Source organism: Streptomyces sp. AF1A (assembly GCF_047340315.1).
Lineage (GTDB): Bacteria > Actinomycetota > Actinomycetes > Streptomycetales > Streptomycetaceae > Streptomyces.
Window position 1 is genome coordinate 1 of record NZ_JBLEBI010000095.1, and the last position, 24,573, is coordinate 24,573.

The following is a 24,573-nucleotide window of genomic DNA, read 5'->3' on the forward strand; positions in this document are numbered from 1 at the left end:
CCCGAGCCGCCCGCCGACCCGGACGTCCCGCACCACCGCGGCTGACTCGGACCGACGGACGCGGCGGAGCGGTCGGCGGATGCCTGTGGTGCCCGTGTACCGGGCCCCTCGCACCGCCGCTCGCTGCCGCGGCCGAGGGGCTTCGTCCCGCCGCCCTCGCGGAACCGGGTGACCATCTCGTCGTCCGGCGTCATCCGGCCACGCGAGCGACGCCGCCGTACGACGCAGGGGCGGGCGGGGGGTCCGGGTAACCGGGGGCTCCCGCGCGAAGCGCACGAGGTCCGCCCCGCTGCGCGGCGGCGTTCGGGTGCTCCCGTACGCGTACGGGTGACCGGCGCGGCGTTTGCGTGCCCTGGCCTCGGATACGCGGAAGGCCTCGGACGAGCCACACCCCCGGAGGCACACCGTGAGCCGACCCCGCGTGGTGATCGTCGGCGCCGGTTTCGCCGGGTACCGGGCTGCCCGCGCCCTGGCCCGGCTGACCCGGAACCGGGCCGACATCACCCTGCTGAACCCCACCGACTACTTCCTGTACCTGCCCCTGCTGCCGCAGGTCGCCGCCGGCGTCCTGGAGGCCCGCCGGGTCACCGTCTCGCTGCCCGGCACCCTGCACGGGGTGCGCCTGGTGCTCGGCGAGGCGGACGGGATCGACCTCGACGCGCGGTCCGTCCACTACACCGGTCCCGAGGGCGGCACCGGCACCCTCGGCTACGAGCGTCTGGTGCTGGCCGTGGGCAGCGTCAACAAGCTGCTGCCCGTCCCCGGGGTCGCCGAGCACGCGCACGGCTTCCGCGGGCTGCCCGAGGCGCTGTACCTGCGCGACCACGTGACCCGGCAGCTGGAGTTGGCCGCCGCGGACGCCGACCGGGAGACCTGCGCCGCCCGCTGCACCTTCGTGGTGGTCGGCGCCGGCTACACCGGCACCGAGGTGGCCGCGCACATGCAGCTGGTCACCGCGGGGCTGGCCCGCCGGCACGCGCTGCCCGCCGGTGTCCGGCCGCGCTGGATGCTGCTGGACGTGGCGCCGCGGGTGCTGCCCGGGCTGGACGAGCGGCTGTCCCGGACGGCCGACCGGGTGCTGCGGGCGCGCGGTGTGGACGTGCGGATGGGCACGTCGGTGAAGGAGGCCACCCACGACGGGGTGCTGCTCACCGACGGCGAGTTCGTCGCCTCCCGGACCCTCGTGTGGTGCGTCGGCGTACGGCCCGACCCGCTGGTGGAGGGGGTGGGGCAGCCGCTGGAGCGCGGCCGGCTCGTCGTCGACCCCACTCTGCAGGTGCCGGGCCGGCCCGAGGTGTTCGCCTGCGGGGACGCGGCCGCCGTGCCGGACCTGGAGCGTCCGGGGAAGCTCACGGCGATGACCGCGCAGCACGCCTGGCGGCAGGGCCGGGTGGCCGCGGAGAACGTGGCCGCCTCGCTGGGCCTCGGCCGGCGCCGGCGCGCCTACCGTCATCGCGACCTGGGCTTCGCCGTCGACCTGGGCGGGGTCCAGGCCGCCGCCAACCCCTTCGGCATCGCGCTGTCCGGTCCGGTGGCCGGCGCGGTCACCCGCGGCTACCACCTGGCCGCGCTGCCCGGAAACCGCGTCCGCGTGGCCGCCGACTGGCTGCTGGACGCCGTACTGCCGCGCCAGAGCGTCCAGTTGGGACTCGTGCGGGCCTGGTCGGTGCCGCTGGAGTCGGCCTCGCCCGAGCTGGCGCGGGTACCCGGCGGGCCGAAGGCCGGTGAGCGCGGGAAGCCCGGCGCGGACCGGCCCGCGCCCGGCCCGGCCGAGGGCACCGACCCACCCGACCCCGCCTCCCCGTGACACCGGGCACCGTCGCCCACCCCCTCTGCACCTCGTTCCGCTCCTCCCACGACTTCGCGCAAGGAGACTCATGGAAACCGCCGAACTCGCCGAACTGGGACAGCAGCTGCGCGTCGACAGCGTCAGGGCCTCCGCCGCGGCGGGATCCGGGCACCCGACCTCCTCGATGTCCGCGGCCGACCTGATGGCCGTCCTGCTGGCGAACCATCTGCGCTACGACTTCGACCGCCCCGAACACCCCGCCAACGACCGCTTCGTGCTGTCGAAGGGGCACGCCTCGCCGCTGCTGTACTCGGTCTACAAGGCGGCCGGCGCCATCGAGGACGGCGAGCTGCTCACCTTCCGCAGGCTCGGCAGCCGCCTGGAGGGGCATCCCACGCCCCGACGGCTGCCCTGGGTGGAGACGGCCACCGGCTCGCTCGGTCAGGGTCTGCCGGTCGGCGTCGGCATCGCCCTCGCCGGGATGCGGCTGGAGCGCACCGGCTACCGGGTGTGGGTGCTGTGCGGCGACAGCGAGCTGGCGGAGGGCTCCGTGTGGGAGGCCGCCGAACACGCCGGGTACGAGCACCTGGACAACCTCAAGGTGATCGTCGACGTCAACCGGCTCGGACAGCGCGGCCCCACCCGGCACGGCCACGACCTGGACGCCTACGCCCGTCGCTTCCAGGCCTTCGGCTGGCACACGATCGAGATCGACGGCCACGACGTCGACAAGATCGACCGTGCCTACGGGGAGGCCCTGTCCACCTCCGGGCAGCCGACCGTGATCCTCGCCCGCACCCTCAAGGGCAAGGGCGTCGCCGCCGTGGAGGACCGCGAGGGACACCACGGCAAGCCGCTGGCGGAGGCGGAGGCGGCCATCGCCGAACTCGGCGGGCCCCGCGACCTGCGCGTCCGGGTCAGCGAGCCGCCGGCCGCGGCCGCGCTGCGCGACCTGACCACCGAGGTGGTCCGGCTCCCGCGCTACGACCGGGGCGACGAGGCCGCCACCCGGGACGCCTTCGGCGAGGCGCTCGCCGCGCTCGGCAGCGCCCGCGGCGACGTCGTCGCCCTGGACGGCGAGGTCGGCGACTCCACCCGGACCGAGGCGTTCGCCAAGGCGCACCCGGACCGCTTCTTCGAGTGCTACATCGCCGAGCAGCAGCTCGTCGCGGCCGCCGTCGGGATGGCGACGCGCGGCTGGGTGCCGTACGCCTCGACGTTCGCCGCGTTCTTCAGCCGGGCGTACGACTTCGTGCGCATGGCGTCCATCAGCGGCTCCGGGATCAATCTGGTCGGCTCGCACGCGGGTGTCGCGATCGGGCAGGACGGGCCGTCCCAGATGGGCCTGGAGGACCTGGCGATGTTCCGGTCGGTGTACGGCGCGACCGTCCTCTACCCGTGCGACGCGAACCAGACCGCCCGGTTGGTCGCGGCCATGGCCGGCCTCGACGGCGTCCGCTATCTGCGCACCTCGCGCGGCAGGACGCCGGTGATCTACGGCCCCGACGAGGAGTTCGAGGTGGGCGGCAGCAAGACGCTGCGGTCGAGCGAGGAGGACCGGCTGACGGTCGTCGCCGCCGGGGTCACCGTGCACGAGGCGCTCGCGGCGGCCGACCGGCTCGCCGAGGACGGCATCGCGGTGCGGGTGATCGACCTGTACTCGGTCAAGCCCGTGGACGCGGCCACGCTGCACCGGGCCGCCGAGGAGACCGGCTGCCTGCTCACCGCCGAGGACCACCACCCCGAGGGCGGCCTCGGGGACGCCGTCGCCGAGGCGTTCGGCGACGGCCGGCCCGTGCCCCGGCTGGTCCGGCTCGGGGTGCGCATGATGCCGGGCTCGGCCGAGCCCGACGAGCAGCTGCACGCGGCCGGCATCGACGCCGCGGGCATCGCGGCGGCGGCGAAGCTGCTGGTGGAGGAGGCGGTCGTCCGGTGACGACCGCACGGCGGTGATGACCGCACGGCGGTGATGACCGCACGGCGGTCCGCGAGGCCGCCGGCCAGCTGCGCGAGCTGCTGGACGAACTCGGCCTGCCCGCCACCCCGATGACCACCGGCTCGCGCGGCCTGCACCTCGTCGTCCCGCTCGTAGCCCTCCTCGTCGTCCCCCTCGGCGGCCGCCACGGCTTCGACGAGGTACGGCAGTTCGCCCACGATGTCGCGCAACTCGCCGAGGCACGGCACCCGGACCGGCTCACCACGCCGTCCGCAAGAGCGAGCGTGCGGGCCGGCTCTATCCGGACGTGCAGCGCAACGCCTACGCCCAGACCGCCGTGGCGCCCTACACCGTCCGCGCCCGCCCCGGCGCCCCTGTCGCCGTGCCGCTCTCCTGGGCCCAGCCGGACGATCCCGGCCTGGACGCCCGCCGCTGGACCATCGCCGACGCCGTGGAGCAGGCCCGCACCGATCCCTGGGCCGGCCTACCCGCCCGCGGCCGGGCGCTCGGGCCCGCCCGGCGCCGACTCGCGGACATCCGCCCCTGAAGGTTTGGCCCCAGGGATGAACGGCCACCCGCAGAGAGAGGTGGCCATGTCCAACACACACCACACATCCCAGTCGCAGAGTTCACAAAAGCAACAGAACTCCAACGAAAACCACGAATCCGAACACCACGAGGCGGACGACCGGCGGCCGAGCCCCATGGAGGTGCTGCGCCAGGCGCGCAGTCAGCTCGCCGAACTCACCGGACTCACCCCCGAGACGGTGTCCTCCTTCGAGCAGACCGAGGACGGATGGTCGCTCGAGGTGGAGGTGCTGGAACTGGAGCGGGTGCCGGAAACCATGAGCCTGATGGCGAGCTACCAGGTGGAACTCGATCCCCAGGGACAGCTCACCGGTTACCGGCGCGTTCGCCGCTACGAGCGCGGGCGGGCCGACGCGCGCCGGCCCGGCGGCCGCTAGACCGCCCGCACGCGCCCTCGCACGAGCCCACCGTGGCACCGACTACTCACGAGGAGGAACGGTCGGCATGACCGTTGTCCCGGCACAGCAGACCGGCGGCGGAGGCGGCAGCAGCGGCCTCTACGACGTACTCGAGCTCGTTCTCGACAGGGGGCTCGTCATCGACGCCTTCGTGCGCGTTTCCCTGGTCGGCATCGAGATCCTGAAGATCGACGTCCGGGTCGTCGTCGCCAGCGTCGACACCTATCTCCGCTTCGCCGAGGCGTGCAACCGCCTCGACCTGGAGTCCGGCCCCCACAAGGCGCCCGGGCTGCCCGACCTCGTCGGCGAGGTCACCGAGTCCGGCGCCCGCGGCAAGTCCAAGGGGGCACTGTCGGGCGCCGCGCAGACCGTGTCCGACGCGTTCCAGCAGGCCCGTGACGATTCCGAGGGCGAGCCCCGGCCGCGCAAGCGCACGGTCCGCAGGAAGGAGGAGCAGGAGTGAGCACGTACGTCTACGGGATCACCGCCCGGTCGCACCCGGCGCTCCCCGAGGGCATGACCGGCGTCGGCGAGCCGGCCCTGCCGGTGCGCGTCCTCACGGCCGGTGAGCTGGCCGCCGTGGTCAGCGACGCCCCCGAGCAGCTGCGCCCCAAGCGCCGCGACCTGCTCGCGCACCAGAACGTGCTCGCCGAGGCCGGCGCGGCAGGCTGTGTGCTGCCCATGAGGTTCGGCATGGTGGCGCCCGACGACGACACCGTCACGCAGGTCCTCACCGAGCGCGCCGAGCACTACCTGGAACGCCTGAAGGCCCTGGACGGCAAGGTCGAGTACAACGTCAAGGCCAGCCACGTCGAGGAGGCCGTGCTGCACAAGGTGATGGCCGAGAACGCGGACATCCGCGCCCTCGCCGAGGCCAACCGGCAGTCCGGCGGCGGAAGTTACGACGACAAGATCCGCCTCGGCGAGATGGTCGCCGGCGCCGTCAAGGCCAAGGAGGCCGAGGACGCCGCGGAGGTGCGCAGCCTGCTGGAGCCTGCCGCCGCCGCGGTCAGCGCGGGCCCGGAGTCCACCGGGTGGCTGCTGAACGTCTCCTTCCTGGTGGCCCGGGACACCGCCGAGGACTTCCTGGCCGCCGTGGAGCAGACCCGCCGCACCCACCCCCACCTGGAGCTGCGCGTCAACGGCCCGCTGCCGCCGTACAGCTTCGTCGAGCCCGGTCCGGCCGAGCCCGCCGGGACCCCGGCCGGCGCGGACGCCGGGGCGCACTGACGGGGCGGCCCGAGCGGAAGGAGGACGCCGTGGGACTGATCAAGGAGGTGCTGCTGCTGCCGTTCGCACCGGCTCGCGGCAGTGCATGGGTGATCGGACAGGTGCTCCACGAGGCGGAACGGATCTACTACGACCCCGCCACCGTACGGGCCGAGCTCGCCCGCCTCGAGGAACAGCTGGAGGCGGGCGAGATCACTGAGGAGGAGTTCGACCGGCGCGAGGACGAACTGCTCGACCGGCTGGAGACCGCAATGCGCTCCGGCGACACGACAGGCAACGGGACGTGACGATGAACCGAACGGCACTGGGCCTCGCCGTAGGGGCCGGATACCTCCTGGGTCGCACCAGGAAGATGAAGATGGCGGTCGCCCTGGGCTCGCTGGTCGCGGGCAAGAAGCTGAACCTCGGCCCGGGGGCGCTCGCCGAGCTGGCGCGGCAGCAGCTGCGCGACAATCCGCAGTTCAAGGAGATCGGGGACCAGCTGCGCCAGGACCTGCGGGGCGTCGGCCAGGCCGCCTCCGGGGCCATGGTCGAGCGCCGGATGGGCTCGCTAGCCGACCGCCTCCACGACCGGACGGCACGCCTGCGCGGGGAGCTGTCCTCGGCGGCGCCCGGGTCCGGTGAGGAGCCGGACGAGGACGAGTCCGCGGCGGCCCGGGACGAGGACGAGTCCGGGGACCGCGGGTCCGAGGACCACGAGGACGCGCGCGAGAGCGGCGGAGAAGGCGAGGACCGCGAGGACCGCCGGGCCCGCCGGGACGAGCCGTCCGGCAGGAAGCCGGCGAAGGACGCGGCCAAGAAGGCGGCCAAGAAGGCCCCGCCGAAGAAGACCCCCGGCCAGAAGGCCGCGGGCAAGAGGACGGCCCCGGCGAAGGCCACGGCCAAGCGGACCGGTGCGGCCGGCCGGTCGGCCGTTCAGGCGGCCGGCGCCCGCGGGTCCGGTTCCCGGCAGTCGAAGGGCGGCGATGACCGATGACACCGACCAGCGGCACGCTCGGATCCGCCGCCTCCGCGGCCGGCCGGGCCACGGACGCGGCGAAGGACGGCAGCCCGCTCAGCGACCTCGCGCACAGCGAGGCCGCCGAGCGGCTGAAGGCGGAGGCGCAGGACTACCTGGCCATGCAGGCCCAGCGCATGCTCACCGGCCTGGGCCGCAAGCTCGGGGAGACCACCGGCAAGCTGACCGACATCGCCGAAGGCAACAGTCCGGGCTTCGCCAAGCTGGCGCTCGAGGGCGGCCGCAAGCTCGCCGAGGGCAAGGGGCCGGTGCGCAGCGCGCTGGAGCTCGGCGCCTCCCGGGCCAAGGAGAGCGTGATGGGCGCGGTCAAGAGCCTCGGCGGCGGCAAGGGCAAGAGAAAGGGCCGCGGCGGCAACAAGCCCACCGTGATCATGGAGTCCGTCGACGTGGGCGTGCCGGTGCGCACCGCCTACGACCAGTGGACCCAGTTCCAGGACTTCTCCACCTTCGCCAAGGGCGTCAAGAGCGCGAGCCGTGCCGACGACACCCACTCGGACTGGCAGGCCAAGATCTGGTGGTCCAGCCGCAGCTGGAAGGCCCAGACCACCGAGCAGATACCCGACTACCGCATCCAGTGGACCTCGGAGGGCGCGAAGGGCAGCGTCAAGGGCGTCGTCACCTTCCACCCGCTGGGGGAGAACCTCACCCGGGTGCTGCTCGTCATGGAGTACTACCCGAGCGGCTTCTTCGAGAAGACGGGCAACATCTGGCGCGCCCAGGGCCGCCGGGCCAGGCTGGACCTGAAGCACTTCGCCCGCTTCATCACCTTCAAGGGAGAGGCGGAGGACGGCTGGCGCGGCGAGATCCGCGACGGCGAGGTGGTCCGCAGCCACGACGACGCGGTCGCGGAGGAGGAGGAGTCCGCCGAGCGCGAGGAGGGCGAGGAGCCCGAGGAGTCCGCCGCCGCGGAAGAGGGCGAGGAGGACCGCGAGTCCTACGAGGACGAGGACGAGGAACACGAGCCCTACGAGAACGAGGAAGAAGAGCAGTCGGAGGGCGAGGACGAAGAAGAGGGCGAAGAGGACGAGGAGGAGCCGGAGGAGTACGAGGACGAGGAGGAGGGTCCGTACGAGGACGAGGAGCCCGAGGAGGCCGAGGAGGAGTACGAGGACGAGGAGCCGGAGTACGCCGAGCGCGGGAGCCGTCGATGACGACGGCCGGCCGGTTCCCGGAGCCGTACGGACACGGCTCGGGAGCCAACCTCGCCGACATCCTGGAGCGCGTTCTCGACAAGGGGATCGTCATCGCGGGCGACATCCGGATCAACCTGCTCGACATCGAACTGCTCACCGTCAAGCTGCGGCTCATCGTCGCGTCGGTGGACAAGGCCAAGGAGATGGGGATCGACTGGTGGGAGAGCGACCCGGCCCTCTCCTCCCGGGCCCGCCGGGACGAGCTGACCCGGGAGAACGCGGAGCTGCGAGAACGGCTGGCCCGGCTTGAGGAGCTGGAGGCGGGCCACACACAGAGGGAGGCGCCATGACCGGACTGCGCTACGTCTACGCCGTGTGCCGCCCCTTCGGGACGCCCCTGCAGGCCGAACTGACCGGTGTCGGGGGCGCCCCGGCGGCGCTGCTGCACCACCACGACCTGATCGCGGTCGTCAGCACGGTCCCGGAGGCCGATTTCCGCGAGGAGGCGCTCAAGGCCCATCTGGAGGACCTGGACTGGCTGGCCGCGACCGCCCGCGCCCACCAGGGCGTGATCGACGCGCTCACGACGGTCACCACGCCGCTGCCGCTGCGGCTGGCGACCGTCTTCCGGGACGACAGCGGCCTGCGCACGATGATCGAGGCTCGCGAGGACGACTTCCTGCGCATCCTGGACCGGCTGGAGGGCCGGGTGGAGTGGGGCGTGAAGGTGTACATGGAGCCCGTCCCCGTGCAGAGCGCCGCCCCGCCCGCGCGGCCCGCGAGCGGCCGGGACTATCTGCGCCGGCGCCGGGCGGACACGCGGGCGCACGAGGAGGGCCTGCGGGCCGCCGAGGCGTTCGCGCAGTCCCTGCACAAGCGGCTGTGCGGGTACGCCGAGGACTGCCGGCTGCATCCCCCGCAGAATTCCGCGCTGTCCGGCGCGGCGGGGCTCAACGTGCTCAACGCCGCCTACCTGGTGTCGCGCGCGCTCTCCGAGGAATTCGTGGAGATGGTGGACCGCACGAAGGACGAGGTGGCCGGAGTGCGCGTGGAGCTCACCGGTCCCTGGGCCGCCTACTCGTTCTCCGGGGAGACCCCGGATGAGGACAGCGACGGAGCGAGCCCGGAGAAGCCCGTGGCGGACATGAGGGAGGAAGCGGGGCAGGAGCGGTGACCGTCGTCGAACGCAGAGAGATCGCGCTGGTCGACCTCCTGGACCGGCTGCTGGCCGGCGGGGTCGTCATCACCGGCGACATCACGCTGCGCATCGCGGACGTCGACCTCGTCCGCATCGACCTGAACGCGCTGATCAGCTCGGTCAACGAGTCGGTCCCCTCACCTTTCGAGGTGCCGCGATGAGTGCGCGCAACCGACTGGACCTGGAACCCGACACGGTCGAGCGCGATCTGGTGAAGCTGGTGCTGACGGTGGTCGAGCTGCTGCGTCAGCTGATGGAGCGGCAGGCCGTGCGGCGCTTCGACACCGGCCAGCTGACCGAGGAGCAGGAGGAGCGGATCGGGCTCACCCTGATGCTCCTGGAGGACCGGATGGCCGAGCTGCGCGACCGCTACGGCCTGCGGCCCGAGGACCTGAACCTGGACCTCGGGCCGCTCGGACCGCTGCTTCCCCGCGACTGATCCGCGCCGGCGGTACCGGCCGACTCGGTGCGACTGATCCGCCCCCGCGGCGCCGCGCCCCCTGGTGCCGGTGCCCGCACGTCCCCGTTGCAAGCCGTCAGGCTTTCAGGCTGTCAGGCTCAGGCTTCCTTGCGGCACAGCACCTCCCCGTGCAGCACGGCGAACCAGGCGTCCTCGCGCCGGCCCCACTCCCGCCAGGCCTCCGACACCGCCCGCAGTCGCTCGGCGCTCGCGTGGCCGCCTGCCGTGGCCTGCTCGGCGTAGGTCGAGGCGAGGGTGCGGTCGGCCCACAGGCCGCTCCACCAGGCCCGCTCCTCGGGTGTGGCGAAGGTCCAGGTGCTGGAGGTGGCGGTGACGTCGGTGAGCCCGGCGGCCAGCGCCCAGGCCTTCAGCCGGCGCCCGGCGTCCGGTTCGCCGCCGTTGGCATGGGCCACCCGCTCGTACAGGTCCAACCAGTCGTCCAGGCCCGGGAGGGCCGGATACCAGGTCATCGCCGCGTAGTCCGCGTCGCGCACGGCGATGAACCCGCCCGGCCGCGTCACCCGGCGCATCTCGCGCAGCGCCTGCACCGGGTCGCCGACGTGCTGGAGCACCTGGTGGGCGTGGACCACGCAGAAGGTGTCGTCCGGGTAGTCCAGGGCGTGGACGTCCGCCACGGCGAAGTCGACGTTGTCCAGGCCGCGCGCGGCGGCCGTGGCCCGGGCCTGCTCCAGGACGCCGGGCGCGTGGTCGACGCCCGTGACGTGCCCGTTTGGGACCAGCTCGGCCAGGTCCGCCGTGATCGTGCCGGGGCCGCAGCCGATGTCCAGGATCCTCATGTGGGGCTTGAGCGAGCCGAGCAGGTAGGCCGCGGAGTTGGCGGCCGTCCGCCAGGTGTGCGAACGCAGCACCGACTCCTGGTGCCCGTGCGTGTAGACGGCGGTCTCCCGTGCTGTCGGCATGGCTGTACCCCTTCAACCCTCGTCGCCAGTGGTACGCGTCACGGTACGCGTGCACCCCGAATAATGAGACCCGTGTTTTGCCATACGGACTGACTGGTCGTCAGGGAGCGCTGTGCAGCGGGCGGTACACCGTCAGCGCCTCGGGCAGCTTCTCCAGCGTCACCTCGTCCGACACCGTCGTGACCTCGCCGTCGTACGCCAGCGGGGTGTCCGGCGCGATGCCGGTCAGCCGCAGCCGGTTCACCTGGACCGCGGCGTGCGCGCGGGAGCGGGTGAGGGGGCCCGCGGCGGCCGCGGCGAGCAGCCGCAGCGCGGGGCGGTGGTTGCCGTGCACCACCCGCACGTCCAGCAGGCCGTCGGCCAGGTCGGTACGGCGGCCGGGCCCGAGACCCTTGCGGTGGTAGACGCCGTTGCCGACGAACAGCAGCCACAGCGGCCGCCGTTCGCCGCCCACCTCGACCTCCAGCGGATGCCGGCCCTCGCGCAGCACCCGCGTCGCGCCCAGCACCCCCGCGGACCAGCCGCCGATCCGGCTCGACCACCGGTCGCGCGCCCGCACCAGTTCCGGGTAGACACCCAGGCTCAGCGTGTTCAGGAAGACGCGCTCGGTGCTCCCGGTGGTGAAGTGCCCGACGTCCACCCGGACCGCCTCGCCGTGCTGGACCGCGCGGGCCAGGTCGCGCTCGTCCTCCACCCCCAGGTCGTAGGCGAAGTGGTTCAGCGTGCCGCCCGGCAGCACCGCGAGCGGCACTCCATGGCGCAGGGCGACCGCCGCGGCGGCGTTCACGGTGCCGTCGCCGCCGCACACCCCGAGCACCCGGGCCCGCGCCGCCGCCTTCGCCAGCGCGTCCTGGATCTCCTCCGGCGCGCACTCGACCACCTCCGCCCCGGGCAGCGCCTCCCGCAGGCCGCGCACCCGGTCCGCGGTGCCCGAGGCCCGGTTGGCGACCAGCACCAGACCTTCGCCCTCGGGCAGCGCGGGCACCTCGGCGCGCGGCCGGGCGGGCGGCACGGCCTCGGCGCGGGTCGGCACCAGCCGCCGTACCAGGAGGGCGGCGCCCGCGCCGAGCGCCGCCCCGGCCAGCACGTCGCTCGGGAAGTGCACGCCGGTGTACACCCGGGACACGGCCACGGAGAGGGCCGCCGGCGCCACCGCCGCACCCCACGCCGGGGACTCCAGGGCCACCCCGGTCGCGAACGCGGCCGCCGACGCGGCGTGCCCCGACGGGAAGGACGTGGTGAACGGCTGCCGCTTCAACTGCCGCACCAGCGGCACCGGGTCCAGCACCGGCCGCGCACGGCGCACCGAACGCTTGCCGAGGGTGTTGATCGTCAGCGAGGCGAGGCCCAGCGAGGCCAGGCCGCGCACGGCGGCCCGGCGGCCGCGCGGCGTGCGGCTCGCCGCCATCGCGGCGGCCGCGGCGAACCACAGCACCCCGTGGTTCGCACTGCGGCTCAGCCGTGGCAGCGTCCGTTCGGCGCCGGGCCAGTCCCATGCGGCGGCCCGCACGAACAGCCGCGCGTCGAGGTCGAGCAGCCGCGCTCCCAGGGCGAGCGGGCCGGTCGGGTGGAAGGTCGGGCGGACGTCTCGGCTCATAGGGGTCCGGTTACCCTGAAGTGCCCGTTTCTTGTGTTCCCGCAGGCGCCGACCCCCGGCCGGCGCCCCCGAAGGAGATCGCCGGGATGCGCCTGCTCCTGATCCGCCACGGCCAGACCCCGTCCAACGTGGACCACCTGCTGGACACGGCCGTGCCCGGACCGGGGCTGACCCCGCTCGGCGAGGCACAGGCCGCCGCGCTGCCCTCGGCCCTGGCCGGCGAGGCCGTCGAGGCCGTGTACGCGTCCACGCTGATCCGCACCCAGCTCACCGCCGCCCCGCTGGCCGCGGCGCGGGGCCTGCCCGTGCTCGTGCGCGACGGCATCCGCGAGCTGTCCGCCGGGGACCTGGAGATGCTGCCCGGGGACGCCCCGGAGGCCGAGCCGTACATGCGCACGGTGTTCGCGTGGGCGGCCGGGGACACCGCGCTGCGCATCCCCGGCGGGGAGAGCGGCGAGGAGGCCCTGGCCCGGTACGACGCCGTGGTCGCCGAGGCCGCCGCGAGCGGCGCCGCGGCCGTCGCCATGATCAGCCACGGCGCCGCGATCCGCATGTGGACCGCCGCCCGCGCGGACAACGTCGACATCCGCTTCGCCGCCGCCCGCCCCCTGGCCAACACCGGCGCGGTGATCCTGGAGGGCTCCCCGTCCGACGGCTGGAAGGCCCTGTCCTGGGAGGGCGCCACCGTGGAGCCGGCCGGCGCGCCCGGTCCGGCGGGGGAGCCGCTGGACGCCGCCGGATAACCGTTTGCCGGGGTCGGCGGCCGCCCCGGAGAATGCCGCCCCATGGGACACCTGGAAGCCGCGCACCTCGAGTACCACCTCCCCGACGGGAGGACGCTGCTCGGCGATGTCTCCTTCCGGGTCGGCGAGGGCGCCGCCGTCGCCCTGGTCGGCCCGAACGGCGCGGGCAAGACGACCTTGCTGCGGCTGATCTCCGGCGAGCTGAAGCCGCACGGCGGCACGGTCACCGTCAGCGGCGGCCTCGGCGTGATGCGTCAGTTCGTCGGCTCCGTGCGGGACGAGACGACCGTGCGGGACCTGCTGGTGTCCGTGGCGCCGCCCCGCATCCGGGAGGCGGCCCGGGCCGTGGACGAGGCCGAGCACGCCATCATGACCGTCGACGACGAGGCCGCCCAGTTGCGCTACGCGCAGGCCCTCGCCGACTGGGCCGAGGCACGCGGCTACGAGGCCGAGACGCTGTGGGACATGTGCACCACGGCGGCGCTCGGGGTGCCCTACGAGCGGGCCCAGTGGCGGCAGGTGCGCACCCTCTCCGGCGGTGAGCAGAAACGGCTCGTGCTGGAGGCGCTGCTGCGCGGCACCGACGAGGTGCTGCTGCTGGACGAGCCGGACAACTACCTCGACGTGCCCGGGAAGCGGTGGCTGGAGGAGCAGCTCCGGGAGACCCGCAAGACGGTGCTGTTCGTCTCCCACGACCGCGAACTCCTCGCCCGCGCCGCCGAGAAGATCGTGTCCGTCGAACCCTCGCCGGCCGGGGCGGACGCCTGGGTGCACGGCGGCGGCTTCGCCACCTACCACGAGGCCCGGCGCGAACGCTTCGCCCGCTTCGAGGAGTTGCGCAGGCGCTGGGACGAGAAGCACGCGCAGCTGAAGAAGCTGGTGCTGAACCTGCGCCAGGCCGCCGAGAACAGCGCCGACATGGCCTCCCGCTACCGGGCCGCCCAGACCCGGCTGCGCAAGTTCGAGGAGGCCGGTCCGCCGCCGGAACCGCCCCGTGAGCAGGACATCCGGATGCGGCTCAAGGGCGGTCGCACCGGCGTGCGGGCCGTCACCTGCCGGCACCTGGAGCTGACCGGCCTGATGAAACCGTTCGATCTGGAGGTCTTCTACGGCGAACGGGTCGCCGTCCTCGGCTCCAACGGCTCCGGCAAGTCCCACTTCCTGCGCCTGCTCGCCGGCGAGGACGTGGCGCACACGGGGGAGTGGAGGCTCGGCGCGCGGGTCGTGCCCGGCCACTTCGCACAGACCCACGCCCACCCCGAGCTCGCGGGCCGCACCCTGCTCGACATCCTGTGGAAGGAGCACGCCCAGGACCGGGGCGCGGCCATGTCACGGCTGCGCCGCTACGAGCTGACCGGCCAGGCCGAGCAGTCCTTCGACCGGCTCTCCGGCGGCCAGCAGGCCCGCTTCCAGATCCTGCTGCTGGAACTGCGGGGTGCCACCGCGCTGCTGCTGGACGAGCCGACGGACAACCTTGACCTGGAATCCGCCGAAGCCCTCCAGGAGGGCCTGGAGGCCTTCGAGGGCACGGTCCTCGCCGTCACCCACGACCGCTGGTTCGCCCGCTCCTTCGACCGCTACCTGGTCTTCGGCACCGACGGCCGCGTCCGCGAGACCTCGGAGCCGGTGTGGGACGAACGCAGGGTCGAGCGAGCCCGCTGAGGCCGGCGCGGCGGACGGGCCCGCAGGTCCGGACCCGCCCGTCGCACGGCTTGCCCGGCGCGGTGACCTGCGCACCCGGCGTCTTGGTCCTCGGCGTTCCGTACGCGGAGGCTCGGGGCCCAGGATGTTCGTACAGTGGATTCAGGAAAGCGAGCTCCATGGATTCCTCCCGGAAACCGCTTGGGGGCAGTGCGGGCCGGGCGGGTACCCGGACCCCATGAACGGACACGACGAGCGGGGCACCACCATGACCGGAGTCGACCCCAGCCGACTGGACCACCAGCAGCTCATGAAGGAGCTGGAGACGATCCACCGCACGCGCCACGACACCCTCCTGTACGGCTCGAACGACGCGCTGCGAGCCCACAACGAGCGCATGGCACAGCTGGAGGGCGAATATCTGCGCCGCAACCCGCGCCGCCTGGTCAGCGCGGGCCGCACCCGCGAGGGCGCCCGGGAGCGCTGCTGCGGCGAGACGGTCACCCCGGGCACGTCCGGCACCTGAGGCCGTCGACCCGTATCCGTACCTGTCTCCTTTGCGACTGCACGAGCGACTGCGTACGGCGAGGCTTCGCCGACCAGGACGCATACGCAGACGCGTACACAGAGGGCCGGCCCGCGCGGGCCGGCCCTCGGCGAGCGGGTCGGTGTTCAGCCCGCCTCACCGGAGAACACGTGCAGGAAGGCGTCGCAGAAGGCCTTCAGGTCGTCCGGCTTGCGGCTGGTCACCAGCTGGTTGGGGCCGTGGTCGCAGATCTTCACCTGCTCGTCCACCCAGGTGCCGCCCGCGTTGCGGATGTCCGTTCGCAGGCTCGGCCAGCTCGTCAGTACCCGGCCGCGCACCACGTCCGCCTCCACCAGCGTCCACGGCGCATGGCAGATCGCGGCGACCGGACGCCCTTGCTCGAAGAAGTCCTTCACGAACGCGACTGCCTTCTCGTCCATCCGCAGGAAGTCCGGATTGGCCACCCCGCCCGGCAGCACCAGACCGCCGAACGAGGTGGCCGCGCTCTCGCCCACCACCTCGTCCACGTCGAAGGTGTCCGCCTTGTCGAGATGGTTGAAGGCCTGGATCTTCCCGGACCGGGTCGACACCAGCACCGGCTCGTGCCCGGCGTCGGAGACCGCCTTCCACGGCTCGGTCAGCTCGACCTGCTCGACGCCCTCGGGCGCCACCAGAAACGCGATACGCATGATCTCTCAGCTTCCTTTCCCGGCAGCCCGCCGGCCCTGACGGCCCGGGCTCGCCGCTTTCTCGCGCCGGATCGCCCGCCGGCGGCGCAGCGACTCCTCGCCGTACGGCAGCACGCACACGCCGCTCGCAGGCCCGATGCCGGCCGGACAGCCGGGGGACAGCGGGCGCCGGCAGTCCGGCAGCAGCCCGTACAGCAGAAATCGCGTGGTGACGTCACCGACGTCGACGGTGGCGCCCCGCGCGATCCCGGCCGCCTGTCCCCGGCTCACGCCCCGCCCGTCAGCGCCTCGGCCAACTGCTGGACGTTGTTGAACCGCTCGGCGCGTGGCAGCTCCGCCACGGCCTGCACCAGTGGGTCCGGGGCGTTGTCCCGGCGCAGCTCCGCGGCCAGCTCCCCGGCCCGCGCCGGGAACGCCCCGCGCCCCAGGATGCGGGCCAGTTCCAGCCGCGTCCGCTCCAGCGACGCCGGGGATCCCAGGCCGCCGACCGGGCCGGCCCACACCTCCGGGTCGTCGTCGGCGGCGGGTTCCGGGTCGTGCCACTCCTCGACCCGCGTCGGGTGCCCGGACCTGAGCAGCCCCTTCAGCTCGTGCTTCATCTCCTCGTCCCGGTGGACGCTCAGCCGGTCACTGCCTCGCTGCATGTCTCCCTCCAGGGGGTCGACGTCCGCCCCGCGTACCCGGTGCCGCGCCGCCGACACGGCCGAACTGCTTTCGCAGCCCAGCCCGTACGGCGGATCGCGCACCGGTCGGTCGTGTGCGCACACGCGTACCCGCGCAGGCCGCCACATAACAACCTGCCCCGCCCGGGCGGCCCGCCGGGCCGGGGCTTTCGTACCGGTGGCGTAACCCGCCGAGCCGGTGGTTTCGCGTCCGCCGGGTGGCCCGCTGAAGTGATGGCCCCCGCGTCCGCCGGGTGGCCCCCAGGCCGGTGGTTCCGCACCGGCCGGGTGGCCCGCCGAACGGATGGCCGCCGCGCCCCGGCCGGGCGGCCCGGCGGGCCGGAAAGCGAGGACCGGCTGCCCGGTCCGCAGGACCTCGGCCATCACCTGCTCGACCTCCTGGGCGCTGAAGTCGGGCCACGCCTCGGTGGGCCGCAGCCCGACTCCCTCGCTCACCCGGGTGCCCTGCATGCCCTCCGCGGCGGTGTTGTACCGCACCAGGCGCAGGTCGGCGTCGAGCACGAACAGGCCGACCGGGGAGCGCGTGAACAGGGCCCGCATCAGCGCCCGGTCGACGGCGGCGGACGCCTCATCCTCCTCGCTGCGCGCCACCTGGACCCGCCAGCGCAGCGGCTCCTGGCCCCGGTGCTCGGCGCTCACGCGGACCCGGCAGCCGATGTGCCGCCCGTCGCGGTGGCGGAGCACGACGTCGGACGGCTCCCGGCCCGTCGGGCCGTCGACGACCACCAGATCACGGGTGGCCCGGCCGACGACCTGCTGCGCGGAGTACCCGAGCAGCTTCTCGGCGGCCGGGTGCCAGGCCACCACGATGCCCTCGTCGTCCACCACGAAGGACGCCCGGTCCGCGTCGTCGCGCCCGGACCCCGTCGCCGGGTGGCCGCTGTCTGCCCACTCAGTCATGATCTCCGACCGTTCTCGCGTGAGTCCGGTGCGTCGTGCATCCGCTCCGGTGGTCGTGTCTCCAGTCTGACCGCGGCGGTCCGGCCCGGCACTCCGCCGACCGCACCTCGCCGGCTGTCTGCACTTGACCCGCGGGCCGTACCTCGCCTGCTGTCTGCACCTGACCCGCGGGCCGTACCTCGCCGGCTGTCCGCACTTGACCCGCGGGCCGTACCTCGCCTGCTGTCTGCACCTGACCCGCGGGCCGTACCTCGCCTGCTGTCTGCACCTGACCCGCGGGCCGCAGCTCACCGGCTGTCTGCACCTCACCTGCCGGCCGTACCTCACCGGCCGTTCTGTACCTCACCCGCGGGGCGCACCCCACCCGAGCGCCGGAGGGCACCCCGCGGCGCTCAGCCGTGCCAGGTCCACTCGGCGACCTCGGGCAGGTCGGTGCCGTGTTCGCGGATCCAGGCGTGGTGCCGGGTGCGGGCGTCCGCCATCGCCTCGCGCACGGCGGCCGCGCGGACGGCGAGGCCCGGGACGCGGTCGATCACGTCCATGACGAGCCGGTACCGGTCCAGGTCGTTGCGGACGACCATGTCGAAGGGGGTGGTCGTGGTGCCCGACTCCTTGTAGCCGCGCACGTGCAGGTTCCGGTGACCGGCGCGGCGGTAGGTGAGGCGGTGGATGAGCCACGGGTAGCCGTGGTAGGCGAAGATGACCGGCTTGTCCGGCGTGAACAGGCCGTCGTACTCGAAGTCGGTCATCCCGTGCGGGTGTTCCTCGCGCGGCAGCAGCCGTGTCATGTCGACCACGTTGACCACCCGCACCGCCAGCTCCGGCAGGTGGCGGCGCAGCAACTGCGCCGCCGCCAGCACCTCCATGGTGGGCACGTCACCGGCGCAGGCGAGGACGACGTCGGGTTCGCCGCCGTTCCCGGAGCCCGCCCACTCCCAGATCCCGGCGCCGCGCGCGCAGTGCCCCCGCGCCTGGTCCAGCGACAGCCAGTCGAAGCACGGCTGCTTGCCCGCGACGATCACGTTCACGTAGTCGCGGCTGCGCAGCGCGTGGTCGGTCACGGACAGCAGCGTGTTCGCGTCCGGCGGCAGATAGACGCGCACCACCGCCGGGCTCTTGTTGAGGACGTGGTCCACGAACCCGGGGTCCTGATGCGAGAATCCGTTGTGGTCCTGGCGCCACACGTGCGACGTCAGAAGGTAGTTGAGGGACGGCACCGGAGCCCGCCAGGTCAGTTCCCGCGAGGTCCTGAGCCACTTGATGTGCTGGTTGACCATCGAGTCGACGATGTGCACGAACGCCTCGTAGCAGGAGAACAGCCCGTGCCGGCCGGTCAGCAGATAGCCCTCCAGCCAGCCCTGGCAGAGGTGTTCGGAGAGGACCTCCATCACCCGGCCGTGCCGGTCCAGGTGTTCGTCGACCGGGAGCGTCTCGGCCTGCCAGGCCTTGCCACTGGCGTCGAAGACGGCCTGCAGGCGGTTGGAGGCGGTCTCGTCCGGGCCGACGAGGCGGAAGTCCCGGCGCGCCCGGGTGTCGTCCATGACCCGGGCGAGAAGGCCGCCCAGCACGCGGGTGGGCTCGTGCAGCGTGCTGCCGGGCTTGTCGACGGGTACGGCGAAGGCGTCCAGGGACGGCAGCGGCAGCTCGCGGGTGAGGCGGCCCCCGTTGGCGTACGGGGAGGCTCCGAGGCGCTTCGGGCCCTCGGGCACGCAGGCGAGGACGTCGGCGACGGGCCTGCCGCCCTCGTCGAACAGCTCCTCGGGCCGGTACGAGCGCAGCCACCGCTCCAACTGCCGCAGGTGCTCCGGGTTCTCGCGGACGGCGGCGAGCGGCACCTGGTGGGCGCGCCAGGTGCCCTCGACCGGTTCCCCGTCCACCTCGGCCGGGCCGGTCCAGCCCTTCGGGGTGCGCAGGACGATCATCGGCCAGTGCACGCGCTCGGTGACGCCCTCCGCGCGGGCGGTGCGCTGCGCGCGGGCGATGCGGTCCAGGGCTTCGTCGAAGGCCGCGGCCAGGGCACGGTGCACCAGCGCGGGGTCGTCGCCGGTGACGTGGAGGGGTTCGTGCCCGTAGCCGCGCAGCAGCGCGTCCAGCTCCGGTTCGGGAAGGCGGGACAGCACGGTCGGGTTGGCGATCTTGTAGCCGTTGAGGTGGAGGACGGGCAGGACGGCCCCGTCGTGCACCGGGTCGAGGAACTTGTTGGAGTGCCACGAGGCGGCCAGCGGCCCGGTCTCCGCCTCGCCGTCGCCGATCACACAGGCCACCAGCAGGCCGGGGTTGTCCAGGGCGGCGCCGTAGGCGTGTGCGAGGGAGTAGCCGAGCTCGCCGCCCTCGTGGATGGAGCCCGGGGTCTCCGGGGCCACATGGCTGGGCACGCCGCCGGGGAAGGAGAACTGCCGGAACAGCCGTGCCATGCCGGCCGCGTCCCGTGACACGTCGGGGTAGGTCTCGCTGTAGCTGCCCTCCAGCCAGGAGCCCGCGACGACGGCCGGTCCTCCGTGTCCCGGCCCCCAGACGCACAGCGCGTCCAGTCCGCGCGCCTTGATCACCCGGTTGAGGTGGGTGTACACGAGGTTCAGGCCGGGCGAGGTGCCCCAGTGGCCGAGCAGCCGGGGCTTGATGTGCTCGGGCCGGAGCGGCTCGGTGAGCAACGGGTTGGCCATGAGGTAGATCTGGCCCGCCGCCAGGTAGTTGGCGGCGCGCCAGTGTGCGTCCAGGGTGCGCAGTTCCTCGTCGGTGAGTGCGGTGGCGTCCGGGCGGGCGGCCGTGGGCATGGGACCTCCGGGTTCGTCGTCCATGGGCGGCAGTGTGCCGGTGATGTCAGGAAAGTTCGGGTACGACGGCGACCGGGCACGCCGCGTGGTGCAGCGCGCCGTGGGCGATGCGGCCGAGCCGGGGGCCGAAATGGCCGTGGTGGCGCCGCGCGCCGACGACGAGCAGGTCGGCCTGGCGCGAGACGGCGGTCAGGACGTCGCGCGGGTGACCTTCGAGGGCGCGCCGGTCCACCTTCATGTCGGCGGGTGCGTCGCGCAGGGCGTCCTCCAGCAGCTCGGCGGCCTGTTGCTCGGCGGGCGCCGGTGCGGCGAGGGCGTGCGGGCCCCGGGCCGCGGTCACCGGCGCGGGGTGCCGCCAGGCCCGTACGGCGTCCAGGGGAACTCCCCGCACGGATGCCTCCTCGACGGCGAACCGCACGGCGGCCGATCCGGCCGGCCGCTCGCCGACGCCGAGGACGATCCGGCCCCAGCCTCGCGGGTGGGCCGGGGGGTCCTGACCGCCGGGGATCACGATCACCGGGCAGTGCGCGTGCCCGGCCACGGCCGCGGTCACGGAACCCTCCATCGCCTCGGCCGTCGCGCCGCGGCCACGGCTGCCCAGCACGACCGCCAGGGCGGTGCGGCTCTCCCGCACGAGCGTGTACTCCGGCTCCTCCGGCAGCACGGCCGTCGTCACCCGCACGCCCGGCTGCCGGTGGCGGGCGCGCCGCTCGGCGACCGCGACCATGTCCTCGATCAGCTCGCGCTCGGACGGCTCGTCCGGGTCCGGGGCGAGCAGGCCGCCCTCGTAGCGCTCCCACACGGAGGCGTGCACCAGCCGGAGCGCCGCCCCGCGCAGCGCGGCCTCGTCGGCCGCCCAGTCCACCGCGCGCAGGCTCGCCCGGGAGCCGTCGACGCCGACGACGATCGGCTGGTCCGTCGGGTCCGTCGGGTTCGTCGGGTCAGTCGGGTCTATCGGGTGCGTCGGGTGCGTCGGGTCTATCGGGTCTATCGGGTGCGTCGGGTCCATGGGGTTCATCGGGTTCGTCATGGTTCCGCTCCTCGGGCAGCGGGTCAGTCGTGCGGTACCACGGCGACGGGGGCCGGGGCGTGGTGCAGGACGGCGTGCGCGACATGGCCGACATGGGTGCCCAGGGGGCTGGTGCGGGTGCGCCGGCCCACGACGAGAAGGGAGGCCTCGCGCGAGGCGTCGACGATCCGCTCGGCCCCCTCCCGCGAGGTCTCGCCACCCGGCAGCGGCTCCCCGACGTGGACGATCCGCAACGGCAGACCCCGCAGCCGGGCCTCGCGCGCCGCCCACTCGGCTGCGGCGCGGCTCTCCGGCGAGCCGTCGAGGCCTGCCGTGACGGTTCGGTGCATCGTCTCCACCTCCGGGGAGCAGGAATCCGCTTCCAGGGTGGTCAGGCGGCGCCCGGCGGGTCAGGGGCCGCAAGTCCCTACGGGGGGCCGACCGGCCCGGACCCAGGGCGGCAGGACGACCAACGCCCCACGCCCGCAGGGAGGTTGCGCGCTACTGCCTGCTGCGGCCCGGCAGGAACTCCTGCACCTTCGCCTTCAGCCCCTGCCTGACCATGGAACCCCGGTCGGCGTCGCCCTTGAGGACCGCCGGTGGCCGTCGCCTCCATCTGCTCCCAGGTGGCGTGCGGCGGGATCGGCGGTACGGCGGGGTCGGTGAGGAACCCGATCACGCACGGCCCGTCGGCCTCCAGGGCCGCGCGCCAGCCCGCCTCGACGTCCTCCGGCTTCTCCACCCGGATCCCGGTCAGGCCCAGCGTGCGCGCGAACGCCGCGCACCGCACGTCCGGGATCGCCTGCGAGGGCAGGAGCGACGGGGAGCCCTCCATGGCCCGCATCTCCCACGTCACCTGATTCAGGTCCTGGTTGTTCCACACCGCGACCACCAGCCGCGGATCCGACCAGCGGTCCCGGTACTTGGCCGCCGTGATCATCTCCGCCAGGCCGTTCATCTGCATCGCGCCGTCACCGACCAGCGCGAACACCGGCCGGTCCGGGTGCGCGAACTTGGCGCCGATCGCGTACGGCACCCCCGGCCCCATCGTCGCCAGCGTCCCGGACAGCGACCCCCGCATGCCCGGCCGCATGGTGATGTGCCGCGCGTACCGGTTGGCGACCGCCCCAGGCCCGCAGGCGCTCGAGGACGTGGTCGGAGACCTTGGTGCTCATGGAGGGACCTCCCCGGTGCGGTAGGAAACGACGATCCGGCCGGCCCTTGCCGAGTGACCGGCCGGGGAGCCGGAAAACCTCCGGAGAACCGGCCGTCCGGCCCCGGCGGACACGGGCCGAAACGCGTCCCCCGGCGCGTCACCCGCCTGGGCGTCCGCTTCCCGCGAATGGGGTCCGGCCGCGCGCGCCGGGGCGCCGGGCGGGCTGAGATGGCAGCGCGGGTGTGAACCCGTACCCGCACCGCGGGCGCAGCACGGCGGTACCGCAGCACGGCGGTACCGCGGCACGGTGCCCCGCGACCCGCCGTACGACCGTCCGGCCGTTGCCCGTCGAGGAGCCCTCCCATGCGCCGCACCGCCCGCGCCCTGTCCGTCGCCCTCGTCGCCGGTGCCGCGCTCGCCCTGAGCGGGACCGCCGCGTCCGCGGACCCCGACGCCGGCCCCGGCACGGCGACCGCGAGCTGCGCCTCCATACCCGGCCTGGCCGCGGACCCCTCGTCCACGGCCACCGTCGGCGCCCTCCTCGTCCCGGGGCACACCCCTGCGGACGCGGCCTGTCCCAGCGGCACCCGGCGACTGTCCGCCACCCCGGGCTCCACGCTTGCCCCCACCCCCGCCCGCACCCCCGACGCTGCGCCGTGCACCGGCACGGCTCAGCAATGCACCGGCACGGCCACCTGCACCGCCGGCACGTCCTGCGTGGACGCGCAGGAGACGCCGAAACAGACGCCGCGGGAAACGGCGGATGAGACGGCCGAGGACTCGGCCGGGGTCACGCCGCAGGAGACGGCGGGAGCGGACACGCCGGAGGAGACGGCGGGAGCGACGCCGAAGGAGACGGCGGAGGACACGCCGGAAGCATCGCCGGAGGAGACGGCCGAGGAGACGCCGGAGGAGACGGCTGAGGAAACGCCCGAGGAAACGCCCGAGGAAACGCCCGAGGAGACGCCGGAGGAGACGTTGGCCTGCGACGACGGCGAGACCTGCGGCACCGACGGGCCGAAGTGCGCCGCAGGCGTGCCCTGCCCCGACCCCGACGCGAACTCCTGCAGCGGGTCCGGCGACGCGGAGGACTGTGTCCCGTCCGCCGTGCAGCACGGCGTGGTGGCCGGCGCGGGCGGCAGCTTCGCCGACTCGGTCCCGGCACTCGTCGCCGGCGCCCTGTGCATCGCCGCCGCCTGCGCCGGGGCCGGCTACCGCATCCTCGGCGGCAGACGGCCGGCGAAGGACCGCCCGACCGGCGCGTGAGCCGGACAACTGCCGTCCCGCCCATGGACGACCGTCCAGCGGGTACACACCATCCCGAGGAGACCAGGAGACCGCCGGCGCACCAGCCGCACATCGCGCACCACCGGCCGACGACAAGGCGGCGCGTCAGGCGGCACAGCAGAACGGCACGGCGCGGACCGTGCGGTACGGCGGCACGACGGACTGCGCGGAGGCGGAGATGCGGCAGACGGACCCCGAGGGCCACGGGCCCGTCCGTTACGGCCCACCGCTGCCCGGCGACGGACTGCCCGTGCTCCCCGAACTCGCCGCCGTGGTCGCCGCCGCCGCGAGCCGCGCCGACGCCCAGCCCGTGGGCGGCGCCCCCGCCCTGCTGGAGTCCGCCTGCGGCTACTGGACACGGCGCGGGCTGCCCTGCGCCCCGGACCAGGTGGCCGCGGGGCCCGGCGCCCCCGCCCTGCTGCTCGCTCTCACCGCCGCGCTCGCCGGCGACGGTGCCGACGTCCTCGTCCCCCGCCCGTGCGCCGCCTGGTGGGCGCCCTACGCACGCCTGCTCGGCCGGCCCGTCTTCCACGTGCCCACGCCCGCCGAGAGCGGGGGCGTGCCCGACCCGTACGCCCTGCTGGAAACCGTCCGGCGGGTCCGCGCCGAGGGCGGCGACCCGCGACTGCTGGTGCTGTCCGTCGCCGACGACCCCACCGCCACCGTCGCCCCGCCCGAACTGCTGCACGAGACCGTGGAGGCCGCCACGGACGAGGGCCTGCACCTGGTCAGCGACGAGACCTGGCGCGACACCCTGCACGCCCCGCACGACGCCGTCCTGCTCAGCCCCGCGGAGATGCAGGGCGACCGGGTCACCGTCGTCACCGACCTGGCCGGCGCCCTGCTGCCGCCCGGCTGGCCCGCCGCCGTCGCCCGCTTCCCGGCGACCGAGGCCGGA

Annotated in this window: 25 protein-coding genes and 3 pseudogenes; 18 read left to right on the forward strand and 10 right to left on the reverse strand. The window is 74.2% G+C overall.

What is annotated here, in order from left to right; genetic code table 11:
* Nucleotides 1–406 precede the first annotated feature (406 nt).
* The 13 genes and pseudogenes from ACLU3S_RS23055 to ACLU3S_RS23115 all read left to right on the forward strand — a co-directional run bounded on the left by ACLU3S_RS23055 (nucleotide 407) and on the right by ACLU3S_RS23115 (nucleotide 9,729).
* Nucleotides 407–1,807 carry an NAD(P)/FAD-dependent oxidoreductase gene (locus tag ACLU3S_RS23055; protein WP_413953834.1) on the forward strand — a complete coding sequence of 467 codons (1,401 nt, stop codon included), beginning with the start codon at nucleotides 407–409 and terminating at the stop codon, nucleotides 1,805–1,807.
* A gap of 70 nt (nucleotides 1,808–1,877) precedes the next feature.
* Nucleotides 1,878–3,725 carry a transketolase gene (locus tag ACLU3S_RS23060; RefSeq protein WP_413953835.1) on the forward strand — a complete coding sequence of 616 codons (1,848 nt, stop codon included), beginning with the start codon at nucleotides 1,878–1,880 and terminating at the stop codon, nucleotides 3,723–3,725.
* Between the two features lie 95 nt (nucleotides 3,726–3,820).
* Nucleotides 3,821–4,272 (forward strand): annotated as a pseudogene (locus tag ACLU3S_RS23065) (hypothetical protein).
* Nucleotides 4,273–4,318: 46 nt separating this feature from the next.
* Nucleotides 4,319–4,690: a gas vesicle protein gene (locus tag ACLU3S_RS23070; RefSeq protein ID WP_413953836.1), complete on the forward strand. Its 372-nt coding sequence runs from the start codon at nucleotides 4,319–4,321 to the stop codon at nucleotides 4,688–4,690.
* Nucleotides 4,691–4,757: 67 nt separating this feature from the next.
* Nucleotides 4,758–5,174, forward strand: coding sequence for a gas vesicle structural protein GvpA (locus ACLU3S_RS23075; RefSeq protein ID WP_413953837.1), 417 nt, complete (start codon nucleotides 4,758–4,760; stop codon nucleotides 5,172–5,174).
* The gene (locus ACLU3S_RS23080; protein WP_413953838.1) at nucleotides 5,171–5,941 is read left to right on the forward strand and encodes a GvpL/GvpF family gas vesicle protein; all 771 of its coding nucleotides are present in this window, start codon (nucleotides 5,171–5,173) and stop codon (nucleotides 5,939–5,941) included. The genes ACLU3S_RS23075 and ACLU3S_RS23080 overlap by 4 nt, the downstream gene beginning before the upstream one ends.
* Nucleotides 5,942–5,970: 29 nt before the next feature.
* A complete protein-coding gene (locus ACLU3S_RS23085) occupies nucleotides 5,971–6,228 on the forward strand; it encodes a gas vesicle protein GvpG (protein ID WP_413953839.1) in 258 nt (85 codons plus the stop codon).
* Nucleotides 6,229–6,230: 2 nt separating this feature from the next.
* Complete coding sequence (locus ACLU3S_RS23090; RefSeq protein ID WP_413953840.1) at nucleotides 6,231–6,917, forward strand: DNA primase; 687 nt, start codon at nucleotides 6,231–6,233, stop codon at nucleotides 6,915–6,917.
* A complete protein-coding gene (locus ACLU3S_RS23095) occupies nucleotides 6,914–8,110 on the forward strand; it encodes an SRPBCC family protein (RefSeq protein ID WP_413953841.1) in 1,197 nt (398 codons plus the stop codon). Before ACLU3S_RS23090 ends, ACLU3S_RS23095 begins: the two co-directional genes overlap by 4 nt.
* Nucleotides 8,107–8,442, forward strand: coding sequence for a gas vesicle protein (locus ACLU3S_RS23100; RefSeq protein ID WP_413953842.1), 336 nt, complete (start codon nucleotides 8,107–8,109; stop codon nucleotides 8,440–8,442). The genes ACLU3S_RS23095 and ACLU3S_RS23100 overlap by 4 nt, the downstream gene beginning before the upstream one ends.
* Complete coding sequence (locus ACLU3S_RS23105) at nucleotides 8,439–9,266, forward strand: GvpL/GvpF family gas vesicle protein (RefSeq protein ID WP_413953843.1); 828 nt, start codon at nucleotides 8,439–8,441, stop codon at nucleotides 9,264–9,266. Before ACLU3S_RS23100 ends, ACLU3S_RS23105 begins: the two co-directional genes overlap by 4 nt.
* Nucleotides 9,263–9,451, forward strand: a complete 189-nt coding sequence (locus tag ACLU3S_RS23110; protein WP_413953844.1) for a gas vesicle protein — start codon at nucleotides 9,263–9,265, stop codon at nucleotides 9,449–9,451. The genes ACLU3S_RS23105 and ACLU3S_RS23110 overlap by 4 nt, the downstream gene beginning before the upstream one ends.
* The gene (locus ACLU3S_RS23115; protein WP_413953845.1) at nucleotides 9,448–9,729 is read left to right on the forward strand and encodes a gas vesicle protein K; all 282 of its coding nucleotides are present in this window, start codon (nucleotides 9,448–9,450) and stop codon (nucleotides 9,727–9,729) included. Before ACLU3S_RS23110 ends, ACLU3S_RS23115 begins: the two co-directional genes overlap by 4 nt.
* A gap of 119 nt (nucleotides 9,730–9,848) precedes the next feature.
* Here ACLU3S_RS23115 and ACLU3S_RS23120 read toward each other — a convergent pair whose 3' ends face one another.
* Nucleotides 9,849–10,670 (reverse strand): class I SAM-dependent methyltransferase, encoded by an 822-nt coding sequence (locus ACLU3S_RS23120; RefSeq protein WP_413953846.1) that lies wholly within the window; start codon nucleotides 10,668–10,670, stop codon nucleotides 9,849–9,851.
* Nucleotides 10,671–10,770: 100 nt separating this feature from the next.
* Nucleotides 10,771–12,267, reverse strand: a complete 1,497-nt coding sequence (locus ACLU3S_RS23125; RefSeq protein ID WP_413953847.1) for a bifunctional phosphatase PAP2/diacylglycerol kinase family protein — start codon at nucleotides 12,265–12,267, stop codon at nucleotides 10,771–10,773.
* A gap of 86 nt (nucleotides 12,268–12,353) precedes the next feature.
* On the opposite strand from ACLU3S_RS23125, the gene ACLU3S_RS23130 reads away from it, so the two are divergent.
* The 3 genes from ACLU3S_RS23130 to ACLU3S_RS23140 all read left to right on the forward strand — a co-directional run bounded on the left by ACLU3S_RS23130 (nucleotide 12,354) and on the right by ACLU3S_RS23140 (nucleotide 15,177).
* Nucleotides 12,354–13,010 carry a histidine phosphatase family protein gene (locus ACLU3S_RS23130; RefSeq protein ID WP_413953848.1) on the forward strand — a complete coding sequence of 219 codons (657 nt, stop codon included), beginning with the start codon at nucleotides 12,354–12,356 and terminating at the stop codon, nucleotides 13,008–13,010.
* Nucleotides 13,011–13,052: 42 nt separating this feature from the next.
* On the forward strand, nucleotides 13,053–14,672 hold the full coding sequence (locus tag ACLU3S_RS23135) for an ABC-F family ATP-binding cassette domain-containing protein (protein ID WP_413953849.1): 1,620 nt from the start codon (nucleotides 13,053–13,055) through the stop codon (nucleotides 14,670–14,672).
* Between the two features lie 217 nt (nucleotides 14,673–14,889).
* Nucleotides 14,890–15,177: a DUF6158 family protein gene (locus ACLU3S_RS23140; protein WP_413953850.1), complete on the forward strand. Its 288-nt coding sequence runs from the start codon at nucleotides 14,890–14,892 to the stop codon at nucleotides 15,175–15,177.
* A 146-nt stretch (nucleotides 15,178–15,323) separates the two neighbouring features.
* Here the strand turns inward: ACLU3S_RS23140 and ACLU3S_RS23145 are convergent, their stop codons facing one another.
* The 8 genes and pseudogenes from ACLU3S_RS23145 to ACLU3S_RS23180 all read right to left on the reverse strand — a co-directional run.
* Nucleotides 15,324–15,866, reverse strand: a complete 543-nt coding sequence (locus ACLU3S_RS23145; RefSeq protein ID WP_413953851.1) for a type 1 glutamine amidotransferase domain-containing protein — start codon at nucleotides 15,864–15,866, stop codon at nucleotides 15,324–15,326.
* A 6-nt stretch (nucleotides 15,867–15,872) separates the two neighbouring features.
* Entirely contained in the window at nucleotides 15,873–16,136 is a 264-nt protein-coding gene (locus ACLU3S_RS23150) for a hypothetical protein (protein WP_413953852.1), read from the reverse strand.
* Nucleotides 16,133–16,510, reverse strand: a complete 378-nt coding sequence (locus ACLU3S_RS23155) for a DUF2795 domain-containing protein (RefSeq protein ID WP_413953857.1) — start codon at nucleotides 16,508–16,510, stop codon at nucleotides 16,133–16,135. Before ACLU3S_RS23155 ends, ACLU3S_RS23150 begins: the two co-directional genes overlap by 4 nt.
* A 345-nt stretch (nucleotides 16,511–16,855) precedes the next feature.
* A pseudogene (locus ACLU3S_RS23160) lies at nucleotides 16,856–17,449 on the reverse strand (PAS domain-containing protein); the annotation flags it as partial.
* Between the two features lie 392 nt (nucleotides 17,450–17,841).
* Nucleotides 17,842–20,223: a phosphoketolase gene (locus ACLU3S_RS23165; RefSeq protein WP_413953858.1), complete on the reverse strand. Its 2,382-nt coding sequence runs from the start codon at nucleotides 20,221–20,223 to the stop codon at nucleotides 17,842–17,844.
* A gap of 46 nt (nucleotides 20,224–20,269) precedes the next feature.
* The gene (locus ACLU3S_RS23170) at nucleotides 20,270–21,253 is read right to left on the reverse strand and encodes a universal stress protein (protein ID WP_413953853.1); all 984 of its coding nucleotides are present in this window, start codon (nucleotides 21,251–21,253) and stop codon (nucleotides 20,270–20,272) included.
* Between the two features lie 23 nt (nucleotides 21,254–21,276).
* The gene (locus ACLU3S_RS23175) at nucleotides 21,277–21,582 is read right to left on the reverse strand and encodes a universal stress protein (RefSeq protein WP_413953854.1); all 306 of its coding nucleotides are present in this window, start codon (nucleotides 21,580–21,582) and stop codon (nucleotides 21,277–21,279) included.
* Nucleotides 21,583–21,733: 151 nt separating this feature from the next.
* A pseudogene (locus ACLU3S_RS23180) lies at nucleotides 21,734–22,361 on the reverse strand (thiamine pyrophosphate-dependent enzyme); the annotation flags it as partial.
* A 390-nt stretch (nucleotides 22,362–22,751) separates the two neighbouring features.
* Here ACLU3S_RS23180 and ACLU3S_RS23185 point away from each other — a divergent pair.
* Both ACLU3S_RS23185 and ACLU3S_RS23190 read left to right on the forward strand, forming a co-directional pair.
* Entirely contained in the window at nucleotides 22,752–23,654 is a 903-nt protein-coding gene (locus ACLU3S_RS23185) for a hypothetical protein (RefSeq protein WP_413953855.1), read from the forward strand.
* Nucleotides 23,655–23,853: 199 nt separating this feature from the next.
* Nucleotides 23,854–24,573, forward strand: a 720-nt coding sequence (locus ACLU3S_RS23190) for an aminotransferase class I/II-fold pyridoxal phosphate-dependent enzyme (RefSeq protein ID WP_413953856.1), incomplete at its 3' end; no start/stop codon positions are given.

Bases quoted from the DNA above. Each gene is read 5' to 3' on its own strand.
- ACLU3S_RS23105 (WP_413953843.1), top strand. From the start codon at position 8,439: ATGACCGGACTGCGCTACGTCTACGCCGTGTGCCGCCCCTTCGGGACG.
- ACLU3S_RS23140 (WP_413953850.1), top strand. From the start codon at position 14,890: ATGAACGGACACGACGAGCGGGGCACCACCATGACCGGAGTCGACCCC.
- ACLU3S_RS23115 (WP_413953845.1), top strand. From the start codon at position 9,448: ATGAGTGCGCGCAACCGACTGGACCTGGAACCCGACACGGTCGAGCGC.
- ACLU3S_RS23120 (WP_413953846.1), bottom strand. From the start codon at position 10,670: ATGCCGACAGCACGGGAGACCGCCGTCTACACGCACGGGCACCAGGAG.
- ACLU3S_RS23095 (WP_413953841.1), top strand. From the start codon at position 6,914: ATGACACCGACCAGCGGCACGCTCGGATCCGCCGCCTCCGCGGCCGGC.
- ACLU3S_RS23135 (WP_413953849.1), top strand. From the start codon at position 13,053: ATGGGACACCTGGAAGCCGCGCACCTCGAGTACCACCTCCCCGACGGG.
- ACLU3S_RS23185 (WP_413953855.1), top strand. From the start codon at position 22,752: ATGCGCCGCACCGCCCGCGCCCTGTCCGTCGCCCTCGTCGCCGGTGCC.
- ACLU3S_RS23155 (WP_413953857.1), bottom strand. From the start codon at position 16,510: ATGCAGCGAGGCAGTGACCGGCTGAGCGTCCACCGGGACGAGGAGATG.
- ACLU3S_RS23145 (WP_413953851.1), bottom strand. From the start codon at position 15,866: ATGCGTATCGCGTTTCTGGTGGCGCCCGAGGGCGTCGAGCAGGTCGAG.
- ACLU3S_RS23075 (WP_413953837.1), top strand. From the start codon at position 4,758: ATGACCGTTGTCCCGGCACAGCAGACCGGCGGCGGAGGCGGCAGCAGC.
- ACLU3S_RS23130 (WP_413953848.1), top strand. From the start codon at position 12,354: ATGCGCCTGCTCCTGATCCGCCACGGCCAGACCCCGTCCAACGTGGAC.
- ACLU3S_RS23165 (WP_413953858.1), bottom strand. From the start codon at position 20,223: ATGCCCACGGCCGCCCGCCCGGACGCCACCGCACTCACCGACGAGGAA.
- ACLU3S_RS23175 (WP_413953854.1), bottom strand. From the start codon at position 21,582: ATGCACCGAACCGTCACGGCAGGCCTCGACGGCTCGCCGGAGAGCCGC.
- ACLU3S_RS23090 (WP_413953840.1), top strand. From the start codon at position 6,231: ATGAACCGAACGGCACTGGGCCTCGCCGTAGGGGCCGGATACCTCCTG.
- ACLU3S_RS23070 (WP_413953836.1), top strand. From the start codon at position 4,319: ATGTCCAACACACACCACACATCCCAGTCGCAGAGTTCACAAAAGCAA.
- ACLU3S_RS23060 (WP_413953835.1), top strand. From the start codon at position 1,878: ATGGAAACCGCCGAACTCGCCGAACTGGGACAGCAGCTGCGCGTCGAC.
- ACLU3S_RS23100 (WP_413953842.1), top strand. From the start codon at position 8,107: ATGACGACGGCCGGCCGGTTCCCGGAGCCGTACGGACACGGCTCGGGA.
- ACLU3S_RS23125 (WP_413953847.1), bottom strand. From the start codon at position 12,267: ATGAGCCGAGACGTCCGCCCGACCTTCCACCCGACCGGCCCGCTCGCC.
- ACLU3S_RS23170 (WP_413953853.1), bottom strand. From the start codon at position 21,253: ATGACGAACCCGATGAACCCCATGGACCCGACGCACCCGATAGACCCG.